This is a genomic window from Amaricoccus sp. (genome assembly GCF_017993425.1).
In the GTDB taxonomy this organism is placed as follows: domain Bacteria; phylum Pseudomonadota; class Alphaproteobacteria; order Rhodobacterales; family Rhodobacteraceae; genus Amaricoccus.
In genome coordinates this window covers 1-14,390 of sequence record NZ_JAGOMQ010000007.1, presented here as the reverse complement: position 1 = coordinate 14,390, position 14,390 = coordinate 1, and the positions used below count along the sequence as shown (strand labels likewise).

The window sequence follows — 14,390 nt, the reverse complement described above, 5'->3', positions numbered from 1 at the left end:
CGCCGAGTGGCGCGGCGGCGACACCGGTGCAAGAATGCCATTCCTGTTGGCCTTCCTGTTTCGGGTTCATCCATGATGTCCGCCCTGTACGAGGTGATCGGTCTGGTCGCCGCCGCGTTGACGACGTTCGCCTTCCTGCCCCAGGTCGTGCAGACTTGGCGGAGCCGCTCGACCGAGGGGCTGAACCTGCCGATGCTGCTCGTGCTGTCGGCCGGCATCCTGCTCTGGACGTTCTACGGCGTCGGGACCGGCCAGCTGCCGGTGATCCTCTCCAACGGGGTGACGCTGCTGCTCGTCGCCGTGCTGCTGGCGCTGAAGCTGCGGGACCTGCGCCGGCCGCGGGCCTGAGGCTATCGGCGCTTCGGGCTGCGGCTCCGACGCGCCCGCCTGCGCGGGCGCCTGCTGAAGGCGCCGGAATCCCGGCGAAACGCCAGCCACGCCGCTTCTTCGTCTCCGCCGTCAGCCCTCGAGGCCGAGGCGGCGGTGCCACTCGGCGAGGCTCTCGTCGGGGTAGCGGTCGAAGCTGCGGTCCTTGGGGCCGAGGCAGGGCTCGACCCAGGCCGGGCGGCCGGCCAGCATGAGGTGGGTGCGTTCGGGCGGGACCGGCAGGGGCGTGTCGATGGCGCCGGCGTGGGGGTGGATCAGCTCCGGCCAGCGCGGGTCCCAGACCCAGAGCGCCGTGCCGCAGCGGCCGCAGAACGCCCGCTCGCCGGGGCTGAGCGCGTCGCCCTCGTCGTGGAGGACGGCGTGGAAGCGGCGGACCTCCGCCTCGCCCTCGACCTTCAGCGACGCCGCCTCGGCCCCGAGGTTGATGGCGAAGCCGCCGGTTCCCGCGGTCTTGCGGCAGATCGAGCAGTAGCAGAGCAGGAACGGATAGGGATGCGGCGCCTCGACCGCGAAGCGGACGGCGCCGCAGTGGCAGGAGCCTTCGAGGTGCATAGCCGTCTCCTCGGCGCGTATCTACTGGCTTCCAAAGATGAGAATCATTGAGCTAACCGCGCACACGACGCATATCGGCGCGTATGGTATCATAACAAAGGGCTGGAAAGCGACACGCCACGGATTGCTTTGCTCTTTCCAGTACTTCTCGCGATCTCCTTCAGAAACCACCGGATAGTACGTTTTATAGCCCCTGAACTACCAATCGTAGCTCTGGAACGGCGCTGGATCAGGGAAGATCCTGTATGGATCTGATCGAAAGTGTGCCTCGATCACTTTGATCCTGGGGCGTAGAGCCGCTTGGAACATCTTCCAGTAGGTTTCAACGTACCAGATTGAGATCGTGACAATAGCTACAGCTATTGGGATGAGATAATTCAAACTATACGACTCATTGAATCCTAGGGCAATCGCAACTATTGCGCCGCTGGCGACCCATCCTTTTATAGTTATGGATCGACGATCGTAATCTTCGTAGAGATTTTGAAGAAGTATATACTCATCCTTCAGAAAACTGTCTCTCTGTTCAGAATCCATGCGCCCTCCTGGCGTGCAGCTGATCGACAGCTACTTCGTCCCGAACATCCGGTCCCCCGCGTCGCCCAGCCCGGGCATGATGTAGCCCTTCTCGTTCAGGCGCTCGTCAAGGGCGGCGGTGACGACGCGGACGTCGGGGTGGGCCTCGGCCATGCGCTTCACGCCCTCGGGGGCGGCGAGGAGGCAGAGGAAGCGGATGTCGGTGGCGCCCTTCTCCTTCAGCAGCGTCACGGCGGCGGCGGAGGAGTTGCCGGTGGCGAGCATCGGGTCGAGGACGATGGTGACGCGCTCGTGGAGGTCGGCGGGGACCTTGTCGTAGTATTGCACCGGCTGGAGGGTCTTCTCGTCGCGGTAGAGGCCGATGAAGCCGACGCGGGCCGAGGGGATCAGCTCGAGCACGCCGTCGAGGAGGCCGTTGCCGGCGCGCAGGATCGAGATCAGCGCCAGCTTCTTGCCGAGGAGCGTCGGGGCCTCCATGCGCTGGAGGGGCGTCTCGACCTCCATGGTCGTCATGGGCAGGTCGCGGGTGACCTCGTAGGCGAGGAGCAGCGAGATCTCGCGCAGGAGCTGGCGGAAGCCGGCGGTGGAGGTCTCGCGGTCGCGCATCAGCGTCAGCTTGTGCTGCACGAGCGGGTGGTCGACGATGGTGAGCTGGGTCATTCTCTCTCCAGGCGGGCGAGGAGGCGGGCGCGGGTCGCGTCGTCGCAGAAGGCGCCCGCGAGCGCGTCGCGGTTGAGGGCGGCGAGGTCGGCCGGGGTCCAGCCGAAGGCCTGCGCGAGGGCGGCGTACTCGGCGGACAGCGTGGTGTGGAAGTAGGGCGGGTCGTCGGTCGAGAGGCTGACGCGGACGCCGGCGGCGCGCAGGCGGGCGACCGGGTGGGAGGGCCAGTCGGGGTAGAGGCCGAGGGCGAGGTTGGAGCCGGGGCAGACCTCGAGGAGGATCTCCTCGGCGGCGAGGCGGCGGACGAGGGCGGGGTCCTCGATGGCGCGGACGCCGTGGCCGATGCGGGTGACCGGCAGGCAGTCGAGGACCGCGGCGACGCTCTCGGGGCCGGCGACCTCGCCGGCATGGGCGGTGAGGCCGAGCCCGGCCTCGGCGGCGGCGGCGAAGGCGCGGGCGTAGTCGGAAGGGTGGCCGACGCGTTCCTCGCCGGCGAGGCCGAAGCCGGTGACGCGGGGGTGGGGGGTGGCGGCGACGGTCCGGGCGGCGCGCTCGGCGCGGTCGCGGCCGAGGTGGCGGATGGCGACGGGGATGAAGCGGGCCTCGACCGCGGGGACGGCGTCGGCCCCCTGCCCCATGGCGGCGAGGAAGTCGGGCCAGGCGGCGGGGTCGCCGGCGGCGCAGAGGTCGGGGGCGAGGAAGAGCTCGGCGTAGATCACGCCCTGGGCGGCGGAGGTTTGCAGGACGGCGGCCACGAGGCGGCGGAAGTCGTCGGGCGTGGCGAGGACGGAGCAGGCGGCCTCGTAGGTGCGCAGGAAGCCGGCGAAGTCGGACCAGCGGTAGGCGCCGTCGGGGGTGAAGAGGCGCGAGAGGTCGATGTGCTTCTCGGCGGCGAGCGTGCGGATGAAGGCGGGCGGCGCGGCGCCTTCGAGGTGGAGGTGCAGCTCGACCTTCGGGAGGGCGGTCCAGTCGCCGGGCGCGGTCATCGGCGGGCCGCGGGACGGCGGAGCAGTAGGCGGAGGGTGCGGCAGGCGCTCATGGGACGGCCCGCGCGGAGGCCGAGGGACGGGAGGCGGCGGCCCGCTGTCGTGGCGCGGGGGCGGTCATGGGCGGACGGTCCCGCGGGGATCCGGCGGCAGGCCGCGAAAGCGCGTGACGGGCGCGGATCCTGGCGCCGGCCTCGCTGCGGCGGGCGGTGGCGGCAGCCAGAAATGCAGCGGCGGTTGGCGGCGCGGGGTCACGGGCGGGGGGTTCCGTGGCGGCCGGGAGGCAGGCCGAGGTGGCGGGCGATGGTCTCGGCGACGTCGGCGAAGGCGATGAGGCCGAGGGGGGCCGGCGCGCCGGGGCCGAGGGCGAGGACGGGGACGCGCTCGCGGGTGTGGTCGGCGCCGGGATGCGTCGGGTCGTTGCCGTGGTCCGCCGTCAGGATCAGCAGATCGTCGGGGCGGAGGCGGGCGAGGATCTCGGGCAGGCGGGCGTCGAAGGCCTCGAGCGCGCGGGCGTAGCCGGAGACGTCGCGGGGGTGGCCCCATAGGGTGTCGAAGTCGACGTAGTTGGCGAAGATCAGGTCGCCGTCCCCGGCCGCGTCGAGCGCCGCGAGGGTGGCGTCGAGGAGCGCCATGTCGTCCTTGCCCTTGGCCAGCGTGGTGATGCCGCGGTGGGCGAAGATGTCGCCGATCTTGCCGACGGCGTGGGTGCGGCCGCCGGCCGCCACTACGCGGTCGAGGATGGTCGGCTCGGGCGGCGGGATGGCGAGGTCGCGGCGGTTCGCCGTGCGGACGAAGGTCTCCGGGGTCTCGCCGGTGAACGGGCGGGCGATGACGCGGCCGACGCGCAGCGGGTGGACGATCCCGGCGGCGATGCTGCAGGTCTCGTAGAGGCGGTCGAGGCCGAAACGCGTCTCGTGGGCGGCGATCTGAAGGACGCTGTCGGCGGAGGTGTAGAGGATGGGCTTGCCGGTGGCGATGTGCTCCGCGCCGAAGCGGCGGATCACCGGCATGCCGGAGGAATGGGCGTTGCAGAGCGTGCCCGGAAGGTGGGCGCGGGCGATCAGCGGGTCGAGGACCTCGGGCGGGATCGCCGGATCGGTGCGGGGGAAGTAATGCCACTCCCAGGGGACGGGGACGCCGGCGAGCTCCCAGTGGCCGGAGGGGGTGTCCTTGCCGCGGGAGATCTCGGTGGCGGCGCCCCAGAGGCCGTTCGCGGTGTCGGGGAGGCCGGTCTCGAGGCCGGAGGCGAGACGGATCGCCGGGCCGAGGCCGAGGGCGGCGAGGTTGGGGACGTGGAGCGGGCCGGAGCGGCCGTCCTCGGCGCGGCCTCCGGCGCAGGCGAGCGCGATGTGGCCGAGGGTGTTCGCGCCCTCGTCGCCGAAGGCGGCGGCGTCGGGGGCGCCGCCGCAGCCGACCGAGTCGAGGACGAGGAGCGCGGCGCGGGGCATCAGGCGGCGTCCCGGGCCGGAGCGGGATCGCCCGGGGCCGGCCGGGGGAGGCGGCCTTTGCCGCCAAGAGGAGCGCGCAGGTGCGCGCAGGGTCTTTTTGTTTTTTTTCCGCCTGTTGGCGGAAAACGACTGCTCTCCAGGTTAGCAAACCTGAATGAAATCCTGTGCGCCGTGGCCGGGGGCCGCGTGGGGGCGGGGACCGTCGCGCGATCCGCTCCGCGACGCGCGCGCCGAGGCCCGGGGCGCGGTCCGCGCGGCGGGCGCGACGCGGGCTCGGCGGTCCGGGCGGGGGCGGTCCTGCGACCCGCTCCGCGATGCGGGCGCGGCCCAGCGGCCGTGCGGCGGTGGGCGGGCGCGGTCACGCGATCCGCTCGACGATGAGCGCGCCCTCGTCGGGGGCGCGGCCCTCGATGCGGTAGGCGAGGCGGAGGCGGTCGGCGGCGCGGGCGAAGGCGGCCTCGTCGGCGGCGTGGAGGCGGGCGATGGGCGTGTCGGGCTCGACCACGGCGCCGAGGCCGACGAGGCCCTCGAAGCCGACGGAATGGTCGATGTCGTCGGCGGCGCGGCGGCGGCCGCCGCCGAGCTCGACGACGGCGTAGCCGAGGGCGCGGCCGTCGATGGCGGCGACGTGGCCGCCCTGCCCCGCGGCGACGTCGCCCATCACGGGCGCGCGGCGGAGGTGGCGGTGGTGGTTCTCGAGGATGTCCCGCGGCCCGCCGAGGGCGGCGACCATGCGGGCGAAGCGCTCGGCCGCGGCGCCGCTGTCGAAGACCCCGGCCATGCGGCGGGCGCCCTCCGCGGGATCGGCGGCGAGGCCGGCGAGCGCGAGGAGCTCGCCGCCGAGGGCGAGGGTGACGTCCCAGAGCCGGCCGTCGATCTCCTCGCCGGTCAGGAAGCGGATGGCGTTCGCCACCTCGACGGCGTTGCCGGCGGCGGAGGCCAGCGGCTCGTTCATGTCGGTGACGAGGGCGACCGTGCGGCAGCCGGCGCCGTTGGCGACGTCGACGAGGCTGCGGGCGAGCGCGCGGGCGTCGTCGCGGGTGGCCATGAAGGCGCCGGAGCCGGCCTTGATGTCGAGGACGAGGGCGTCGAGGCCGGCGGCGAGCTTCTTCGACAGGATCGAGGCGGTGATGAGGTCGATCGACTCGACGGTGCCGGTGACGTCGCGGATGGCGTAGAGCCGCTTGTCGGCGGGGGCGAGGTCGGCGGTCTGGCCGATGATCGCGCAGCCGACCTCGGCGACGACGCGGCGGAAGGTGGCGGCGTCCGGCTGGGTGACGTAGCCGGGGATCGCGTCGAGCTTGTCGAGGGTGCCGCCGGTATGCCCCAGCCCGCGGCCGGAGATCATCGGGACGTAAGCCCCGCAGGCGGCGAGCGCGGGGGCGAGCATCAGCGAGACGTTGTCGCCGATGCCGCCGGAGGAGTGCTTGTCGACGACCGGCCCGGGCAGGTCCCAGCGCAGCACCTCGCCGCTGTCGCGCATGGCCAGCGTGAGGGCGACGCGCTCGTCGGTCGACATGCCGCGGAAGAAGACGGCCATGGCGAAGGCGGCGGCCTGGCCCTCGGTGATCGCGCCGGAGGTCAGGCCCTCGACCATGAAGCGGATCTGCGCGGCGGAGAGGGTCCCGCCGTCGCGCTTGGCGACGATGATCTCCTGCGGCAGCATCAGTAGGCCTCGTCCCCCTCCATCGGGTCGTCCGCCACGCCGAGCTCGGCGAGGATCGCGTCGAGGAGGCCGGAGGCGCCGATGCGGAAGTGCCGGGGGCCGGCCCAGCCGGCGCCGAGGATCGTATCCGCGAGCGCGAGGTATTCGGCGGCCTGGGCGACGGTGCGGACGCCGCCGGAGGCCTTGAAGCCGACGCCGCGGTCGAGGCGCGCGATGGTCCCGAGCAGGATGCGCGCAGCCTCGGGCGTCGCGCCGACGGGGGTCTTGCCGGTCGAGGTCTTGAGGAAGTCGGCGCCGCCGGCGATGGCCGCCTCGGCGGCGCGGGCGATGAGGACCGGGTCGGCGAGCGCGCCGGTCTCGAGGATCGCCTTCAGGGGGATGGCGCCGGTGATATCCTTGATCTCGCGGAGAAGTCCCGCGACGATCATCGGGTCGCCGCCGGCGGCGAGCTTGCGCCAGGGGATGACCATGTCGATCTCGTCCGCGCCGGCGAACATCGCGGCGCGGGCCTCGCCCTTGGCCTCGTCGAGGTCGTCGTCGCCGGCGGGGAAGTTGATGACGGTGGCGACGCGGACGCCCGTCCCGCGCAGGGCGGCCTTCGCCTGGGCGGCGAAGCGCGGCCAGACGCAGACGGCGGCGACGGAGCCCTTCGGGGTCTGGGCGCGCCGGCAGAGGGCGGCGACGTCGTCGGCGTCGCAGGCGTCGTCGAGGTTCGTCAGGTCGAGGCAGACGAGGGCGCGGCGGGCGGCGTTCCGGAGCCCGGCGGTCACGCGCCGACCCTGGCCATGTGGTTGAGCGTGAAGGCTCCCGGCAGCAGGTCGCCGACCGTGGTGTGGAAGCGCGCGCCCGCGAGGTCGGCGAGGGTGACGGGGGTGTCGGGGGAGGCGAACTCGGCGAGCTTCTGGCGGCAGCCGCCGCAGGGCGGCGTCGGCTCGGGGCTGTCGGCGACGACGACGACCTCGGCGATCTCGCGGGCGCCGGCGAGGCACATGGCGGCGATCGCCCCGGCCTCGGCGCAGGTGCCCTCGGGATAGGCGACGTTCTCGACGTTGCAGCCGGCGAAGACGCGGCCGTCGGCGGCGCGCAGCGCGGCCCCGACCTTGAAGCCCGAATAGGGGGCGTGCGCGTTCTCCCGGGCGGCGAGCGCGACCTCGTGCAGGCTCATGGGGCTCTCCCGGCTCGTGGACGGCCCCGACTATGGGACGGCGCCGGACGGATTGGCAAGCGCCGGCGGCGCTATTCGCCGGCCTGGCGCTGGCCGGCGGCGGCCCAGGATTCGAGCTTGCGGTAGATCGTCGAGGGCGAGAGCTCGAGCATCCGCGCGGCGCGCGGGATGGAGCCGTGGCAATGCTCGATCGTCGCCTCGATCAGCTCGCGCTCGACCTCGGCGAGCGGGGTGCCGACGAGGGCGGCGACGTGGTTGCGCGTGCCGAAGACCGGCTGCTGCGGCGCGAGGGCGGCCAGCGCGGCGGGCGGCGGCGCGGGCGGCGGCGCGGCCCGATCCTCGGCGCCGGGGCCGGCGCCGAGCGCGATCTCGGCGGGCAGCATCTCCGGCAGGACGACGGGGCCGTCGTGGAGCACGACGACGTTGCGGATGACGTTGAGGAGCTGGCGGACGTTGCCCGGCCAGGCCCGCGCGGCGAAGAGCCGCTCGACCTCCGGGGCGAGGGAGACGAAGCTCTTGCCCTCCTCCGCCGCGAAGTCGCCGAGGCTCGCTCGGGCGATCTCGACGATGTCCTCCGGCCGCTGGCGCAGGGGGGGCATGTGGATCGGCACGACATGGAGGCGGTAGTAGAGGTCCTCGCGGAAGCGGCCCTGGCGCACCTCCTCGGCCGGGTCGCGGTTGGTGGCGCAGACGATGCGGACGTCGACCGGGACGGGCCGGGCGGCGCCGACGGGGTGGATCTGCGAGGTCTGCAGGAAGCGCAGGAGCTTCGTCTGCAGCGAGAGGTCCATCTCGCAGATCTCGTCGAGGAAGAGCGTGCCGCCGTCGGCGACCGCGGCGGCGCCCGGCTTGTCGGAGAGCGCGCCGGTGAAGGCGCCCTTCAGGTGGCCGAACACCTCGGATTCGAGCAGGTCGCGCGGGATCGCGGCGCAGTTCAGCGGCACGAAGGGCTTGCGGGCGCGCGTCGACATCGCGTGGATGGCGCGGGCGCAGACCTCCTTGCCGGTGCCGCTCTCGCCGGTGATGAACACCGTGGCGGTGGAGCGGCCGATGGCGCGGACCATGCGGTAGATTTCCTGCATCGGCGCGGAGTGGCCGATGAAGCCCTCGAAGGTCTCGCGCTGCTCGTGGTCGTCGGGCAGCAGCGGGTCGAGGGTGGCGATGGCGTTCTCGACCGCCTTGATCAGGCGGGATTCGTCGAAGGGCTTCACGAGGAAGTCGAAGGCGCCGGCGCGCATCGCCTCGACGGCGCGGTTGATCGAGCCGTTGGCGGTGATGACGATCACCCGGCTCTCCGGCGCGTCGTGGCTCAGCTCGGCGAGGAGCTCGAGGCCGTCGCCGTCGGGGAGCTGGAGGTCGAGGAGCACGAGGCGGGGGCGGACCTCCGCGCAGATGGCGCGGGCCTCGGCGAGGCTGGCGGCGCAGGTCACCCGGTAGCCCGCCCGCTTCAGCACCGCCTCGTAGACCATGGAGAGGGACGAGGTATCCTCGACGAGCAGGACGCGATCGGGCATGGCGCCGCTCCTCAGCCCGCCGGACGGCGGCTGCGCGCGAACGCGACCGCGGCCTCGATCTCGTCCATGCAGCGGCGCACCAGCGCCGACAGGCCCGGGCCCTCGTCGCCGTGGGCGGCGCCGTTCAGCGTGCGGGCGCAGGCCTGGAGCCGGGTCGCGCCGATGGCGCCGGCCACCGAGATCAGGATGTGCGAGGCGGAGCGGATCGCCTTGCGGTCGAGCGCCTCGATGGCGGCGGCGAGGTCCTCGCGGGCCTGGAGGAGGTCGGCGACCACCTTGTCGAGGAGCTCCGCCATCATGTTCATGCCGATCGAGGCGCAGAGCGCGTCGAAGATCGCGAGGTCCGCGACCGGCGCGCCGTCGGCGTCCTCCGGGCCGGCCGCGCCGCCGGCCGCGGCGGCGGGCCCCGCGGCGATGTGCTCGCGGAGCGCCGCGCCGAAGGCCTCGATGCTGGCGATCGGCTTGGAGATCAGGCCGTTGGCCCCCGCCGCGGCGATGCGCTCGCGGTGCTCGCGCATCGCGTAGGCGGTGAGCGCGACGATCGGCACGCGGGCGCGCCGGTCGCCACGGCCGCGGATGGCGCGGATCACGTCGAGCCCGGACATCCGCGGCATCTCGATGTCGGCGATGACGAGGTCGAACTCGCCGGCCTCGAAGCGCTGCAGCGCCTCGACGCCGTCGGCGCTGACCTCGACCTCGGCCCCGAGCGCCGCGAGCATCTGCGTGGCGACCATCTGGTTCGTCGGGTTGTCCTCGGCGAGGAGGACGCGCAGGCCGTGCAGCACGTCGCGGCGGGCAGGCGGCGCGGAGGCCGCGTCCGCGGGCTCGTCCGGCTGGACGCAGAGGCGCGGCGGGAAGGCGAGGCGGGCCTCGAGGCCGCCGCCGGGGCCGGCGTCGCCGAGCGTGAGCAGGCCCCCCATCTCGGCGCAGAGGCGCCGCGCGATGTGGAGGCCGAGCCCCCTGCCCTCGCCGCGGATCTCCGTCAGGCCGCCGCGCTCGCCCATCACGCGGTCGAGCGTGGCGCGCGGCAGGCCGGGCCCGTCGTCGCGCACGCGCAGCACGCAGCCGCCGTCGTCGCCGCGCAGCACGTCGATGCGGACGCGGCCCGGGCCGGAATGGCGCACGGCGTTGCAGATGACGTTGCCGAAGGCGCGCTCCAGCGCGACCGGGTCGACGTCGAGCGCCGCGGGCGCGTCCGGCGCGGCGCGCGCGACGAACTCGACGTCGTGCTCGCGGGCCTCGCCGGTCCAGCGGCGCGCCAGGTGGCGCAGGAAGGCGTCGAGGTCCACGGGGGCGTCGCCGGCGTCGGGCGCGGCCTCGTCGAGGAGCTGGCCGAGGACGCTGGCGAGCGTCCGCGAGGCCGCGGCGACGCGCTCGATCTGCTCGCGCAGGCCGGGATCGAGCCGCGCCTGCTCGAGGATGGCGACGCCGCCGGTGACGCCGTGCAGCGCGCAGCGGACGTCGTGCGCGATCATCGCGCGGTCGCGCGCCGATCCGCCCGCGGCGGCGATCGCGTGCATGGAGGAATCGAGCGTCGCCATCCTGATCCTCGCGCGGCGGGCCAACGAGCCGGAGCCGGGGTTCCGATCGTAACCTTGTGGTTGAAATTCGGCCGCGTCGTTCGTGAGACGATACACGACGATTCGCAAAATGGCAAAATGCAATTTAGGGAAGAGTCGCTTGTCGCGGCCGCCGGGCGGGCGGCCGCCCGCCCGTCACGCCTCGACCGTCACGCCTCGCCCGTCAGGCCCCCTCGACCGTCAGGCCTCGGCGGCGACCGGGCGGGCGGCGACGGGCCGGGCGGCGGCGATCACGCGGGCCGCGGCCTCGACGGCGCCCCGGCCGTGCGGCAGGCCGCAGGCGGCGAGGCCGGCCTCGATCGTGGCGAGCGCGCCGAGGAGCATCGGCGGGTCGACATGGCCCATGTGGGCGATGCGGAAGAGATCCTCCTCGCGCTCGCCGGGGCCGACCAGACCGACGCCGAGGGTGAGCCCCGCCTCCGCCTCGCACCAGCGCTGCAGCGGCAGCGCACCGGCGCCGGCGAGGCGCACCGTGGTCACCGCGTGGCTGCGCCGGGCCGGGTCGGCGATGTTGAGGGCCAGCGCCCCGGCGGCGCCCCAGGCCTCGACCGCCGCCCAGACCGCCCGGGCGAAGGCGGCGTGGCGGGCCCAGACGTTCTCCAGCCCCTCGGCCTCGATCATCGCCAGCGCCTCGGCGAGGCCGTAGATGTGATGGGTGGGGGCGGTGCCGCAGAAGAGCTGGTAGTAGCGCGCCGGCGCGATGCGCGGGCCCCAGTCCCAGTAGGGCGAGCGGCAATCCACCGCGGCGGCGCGGGCGCGCGGGCCGATCCAGACGGCGGCGACGCCCGGGGGCGTCATCAGCCCCTTCTGGCAGGCCCCGACCAGCAGGTCGGCGCCGAAGGCGTCCATCTCGAGGCGGTCGCAGCCGAGGCTCGCCACGCCGTCCACGGCGAGGAGCGCCGGATGGCCGGCGGCGTCGATCGCGGCGCGCACCGCGGGGATGTCGTTGCGGACCGAGGAGGCGGTGTCGGCATGGACGACGAGGACGGCCTTGATCCTTCCCTCGCGGTCGGCGCGCAGGCGGTCCTCGATGCGGCCCGGGTCGGCGGCGGCGCGGAAGCCCTCGTCGAGGGTCTCGACCGCGATCCCCATCCGCGCGGCGGTGTCGGCCCAGCCCTGGCCGAAGCGGCCGGTGACGACGACGAGCGCCCGCTCGCCGGGAGCGAGCAGGTTCGCGGTCGCGGCCTCCCAGGCGGCGTGGCCGTTGCCGATGTAGAGGGCGACGTCGCCCGAGGTCCGCGCCACCCGGCGCAGGCCGGCGAGCACGCCCTCGGTGACCTCGGCGAGCTCGCCCCCGTAGATGTTCGGCGCGGCCCGGTGCATGGCGCGCAGCACCCGGTCGGGGATGACCGAGGGGCCGGGCATGACGCGGAGGTCGCGGCCGAAGGCGAGGGACATGGGCATGGCTCCCGAAAGACGGCGGCGACGTTATCGCGGCCGGCCGTCGGAGGGAAGGCGGCGGGAGGGAATGCGCGAAGAGCCTTTTTCGCGCCCGCCCCGCGTGCTACGCCCTCGCGCCGACGCGGGGGAGCCATGGCGAAATACAAGCGCAAGCCCGAGCCCGGGCCGATCACCACCGGTCCCTACGTGCGGCTCTGGCGCGAATGGCTGAGCCGCAACCGCCGGCTCTACATCCTCGGCCTCGGGCTGATGATCCTCACCGCCGGCGCGACGGCGGCCTACGCCAAGCTGATGCAGATGATCGTCCACGCCTTCGAGAACGGGCAGTACTCGGTGATGTACTGGGGGCCGCTCGCGGTGATCGGGCTGACGGTGATCAGCGCCTCGACCGACTACATGCGCGAGACCACGGTGCAGCGCGCGGTGATCCGCACCGAGACCGACCTGCAGAAGGCGATGTTCGCGCGGCTGGTCGGGGCCGACCTCGCGCATCTCAGGACCGAGGCGCCGGCGGGGCTGGCGGCGCGGTTCTCCTCCGACATCGGCCTCGTCAGCCGCTCGGTGAAGTCGCTGATGGGCGGCATCACCAACGTGCTGACCATGGTCGGCGCCTTCGGGATGATGCTGACGATCGACTGGCCGCTGACGCTCGCCATGTTCGGGGTGTTCCTCGTCGCGCTCTTCCCGGTGATCATCATCGGGCAGCGGCTGCGGCGGGTGTCGCGCCGGACCCAGAACCAGATCGCCTCGATGACCTCGACCGTGACCGAGGGCCTGTCCGGCATCCGCATGGCGCGGACCTACCAGCTCGAGGAGCCGATGGCGGAGAGCGCCGGCCTCGTCTTCGAGGGGCTGTTCGGGCTCAAGGTCAAGGCCAACAAGTGGCAGGCGCGGCTGTCGCCGCTGATGGAGATGCTGGGCGCCGTCGCGGTCGGCATCCTGCTCTTCGTGGTGGGGATGCGGATGAGCGCGGGCACGATCACGCTCGCGGACTTCACCGGCCTCCTGACCGGGCTCGGGGTCGCGGTCTCGCCGGCGCGGCGGCTCGGCTCGACCTATGCCGCGGTGGCGACGGGCGGCGCGGCGCTCGACCGCATCTTCATGCTCTTCGACAGCCAGAACTCGATCGTCGACGGGCCGCGGACCATGGGGCGGACGATCGGGCTCATCACCTACGAGAGCGTCGATTTCGCCTATCCCGACGGGCATGTGGCGCTCGAGGATTTCGAGATGCGGGTGCAGCCGGGGTCGCGGGTGGCGCTGGTCGGCCGGTCGGGCGCGGGCAAGTCGACGGTGTTCAACCTGCTGCCGCGGCTCTACGACCCGGTGGACGGGCGGATCTGCCTCGACGGGATCGACATCCGCGAGCTGACGCTGGAATCGCTCCGCAACCAGATCGCGGTGGTGAGCCAGGATTCGGTGCTGCTGACCGGGACGGTGGCGCAGAACATCGGCTTCGGGCGCAGGGGCGCGACGCGCGAGGACATCGTCGCCGCCGCGGAGGCGGCCGCGGCGGACGGGTTCATCCGGGCGCTGCCCAAGGGCTACGACACGATGATCATCCCGTCGGAGGCCTCGTTCTCGGGGGGCGAGCGCCAGCGGCTCTCCATCGCCCGGGCGATCCTGCGCGACGCGCCGATCCTGCTCCTCGACGAGCCGACCTCGGCGCTCGACGCCGAGAGCGAGGCGATGATCCGCACCGCGCTCGACCGGCTGTCGCACGGGCGGACGACGCTGGTGATCGCCCACCGGCTGACGACGATCCTCGACGCCGACAGCATCGTGGTGATGGACCGCGGCCGCATCGTCGAGCAGGGCACCCATGCCGAGCTGCTGGTCCATGGGGGGCTCTATGCCGACCTCTACCGGCTCCAGTTCGCGGGGGCGGAAGTGTGACGGCGCCTGGGTGGGGCGCTTTTCCCGGGACGCGCCCGTCGCCCTGGCGACCGCCCGGCGATGCTGCTGGACGAGCCCGGGCAGATGTGAACGGGCGGTATCTCGATCATGCTTATTTGCGCACAAATAGTGTCAGGACCCATTAAGGGGATTCCCTGATCAGGGTATTTGTGATTCATTCTGGGAAAAGGAGCAGTCCCATGAGTGATCGCTTTTGGCTGACCGCCGAAGAGGTGGCGCTGTTGTCTCCGCTTTTCCCCAAGTCTCATGGAATACCCCGGGTTGATGACCGGCGGGTTCTCAGCGGAATTATCCACGTGATCCGCAACGGTCTCCGCTGGCGCGACGCCCCGCCGGAATACGGTCCCCACAAGACCCTCTACAACCGGTTCGCCCGCTGGTCCGCCAAGGGGGTCTTCCAGCGCATCTTCGCCGAACTCGCCGCCCTCGAGGGGCCGCAGGCGCGCCTGATGATGGACGCCACCAACCTCAAGGCCCATCGCACGGCCGCCTCGCTGAAAAAGGGGGGCCCGAGCCCAGGCGGCTCGGCCGGTCGGCAGGAGGCCTGACCAGCAAGCTCCACGCCGTCTGCGAC

Annotated in this window: 13 protein-coding genes and 1 pseudogene; 3 read left to right on the top strand and 11 right to left on the bottom strand. The window is 73.0% G+C overall.

The annotated features are described in order from the left end of the window. Positions 1-72 precede the first annotated feature (72 nt). On the top strand, positions 73-348 hold the full coding sequence (locus KBB57_RS04905; RefSeq protein WP_290747418.1) for a SemiSWEET family sugar transporter: 276 nt from the start codon (positions 73-75) through the stop codon (positions 346-348). Between the two features lie 111 nt (positions 349-459). Here KBB57_RS04905 and KBB57_RS04900 read toward each other — a convergent pair whose 3' ends face one another. The 11 genes from KBB57_RS04900 to KBB57_RS04850 form a co-directional block, all read right to left on the bottom strand. After that, positions 460-939, bottom strand: coding sequence for a GFA family protein (locus tag KBB57_RS04900; RefSeq protein ID WP_290747417.1), 480 nt, complete (start codon positions 937-939; stop codon positions 460-462). A 198-nt stretch (positions 940-1,137) separates the two neighbouring features. Further along, on the bottom strand, positions 1,138-1,476 hold the full coding sequence (locus KBB57_RS04895; protein ID WP_290747416.1) for a hypothetical protein: 339 nt from the start codon (positions 1,474-1,476) through the stop codon (positions 1,138-1,140). A 30-nt stretch (positions 1,477-1,506) separates the two neighbouring features. Then, on the bottom strand, positions 1,507-2,136 hold the full coding sequence (upp, locus tag KBB57_RS04890; protein ID WP_290747415.1) for a uracil phosphoribosyltransferase: 630 nt from the start codon (positions 2,134-2,136) through the stop codon (positions 1,507-1,509). Continuing rightward, on the bottom strand, positions 2,133-3,122 hold the full coding sequence (locus KBB57_RS04885; RefSeq protein ID WP_290747414.1) for an adenosine deaminase: 990 nt from the start codon (positions 3,120-3,122) through the stop codon (positions 2,133-2,135). The genes upp and KBB57_RS04885 overlap by 4 nt, the downstream gene beginning before the upstream one ends. A gap of 251 nt (positions 3,123-3,373) precedes the next feature. Next, positions 3,374-4,573, bottom strand: a complete 1,200-nt coding sequence (locus tag KBB57_RS04880) for a phosphopentomutase (RefSeq protein ID WP_290747413.1) — start codon at positions 4,571-4,573, stop codon at positions 3,374-3,376. A 358-nt stretch (positions 4,574-4,931) separates the two neighbouring features. Continuing rightward, positions 4,932-6,239, bottom strand: coding sequence for a thymidine phosphorylase (gene deoA, locus KBB57_RS04875; RefSeq protein WP_290747412.1), 1,308 nt, complete (start codon positions 6,237-6,239; stop codon positions 4,932-4,934). Continuing rightward, the gene (gene deoC / locus KBB57_RS04870; RefSeq protein ID WP_290747411.1) at positions 6,239-7,009 is read right to left on the bottom strand and encodes a deoxyribose-phosphate aldolase; all 771 of its coding nucleotides are present in this window, start codon (positions 7,007-7,009) and stop codon (positions 6,239-6,241) included. The genes deoA and deoC overlap by 1 nt, the downstream gene beginning before the upstream one ends. Further along, positions 7,006-7,404 (bottom strand): cytidine deaminase, encoded by a 399-nt coding sequence (locus KBB57_RS04865; protein ID WP_290747410.1) that lies wholly within the window; start codon positions 7,402-7,404, stop codon positions 7,006-7,008. The genes deoC and KBB57_RS04865 overlap by 4 nt, the downstream gene beginning before the upstream one ends. A 71-nt stretch (positions 7,405-7,475) precedes the next feature. Continuing rightward, positions 7,476-8,918 (bottom strand): sigma-54 dependent transcriptional regulator, encoded by a 1,443-nt coding sequence (locus tag KBB57_RS04860; RefSeq protein ID WP_290747409.1) that lies wholly within the window; start codon positions 8,916-8,918, stop codon positions 7,476-7,478. Positions 8,919-8,929: 11 nt separating this feature from the next. Then, positions 8,930-10,459, bottom strand: a complete 1,530-nt coding sequence (locus KBB57_RS04855) for a response regulator (protein WP_290747408.1) — start codon at positions 10,457-10,459, stop codon at positions 8,930-8,932. 219 nt (positions 10,460-10,678) lie between these two features. Then, the gene (locus tag KBB57_RS04850; RefSeq protein ID WP_290747407.1) at positions 10,679-11,896 is read right to left on the bottom strand and encodes an aminotransferase class V-fold PLP-dependent enzyme; all 1,218 of its coding nucleotides are present in this window, start codon (positions 11,894-11,896) and stop codon (positions 10,679-10,681) included. A gap of 135 nt (positions 11,897-12,031) precedes the next feature. Here KBB57_RS04850 and KBB57_RS04845 point away from each other — a divergent pair, with 135 nt between their 5' ends. After that, the gene (locus tag KBB57_RS04845) at positions 12,032-13,795 is read left to right on the top strand and encodes an ABC transporter ATP-binding protein (RefSeq protein WP_290747406.1); all 1,764 of its coding nucleotides are present in this window, start codon (positions 12,032-12,034) and stop codon (positions 13,793-13,795) included. A gap of 200 nt (positions 13,796-13,995) precedes the next feature. Next, positions 13,996-14,390: pseudogene (locus tag KBB57_RS04840) on the top strand (IS5 family transposase); the annotation flags it as partial.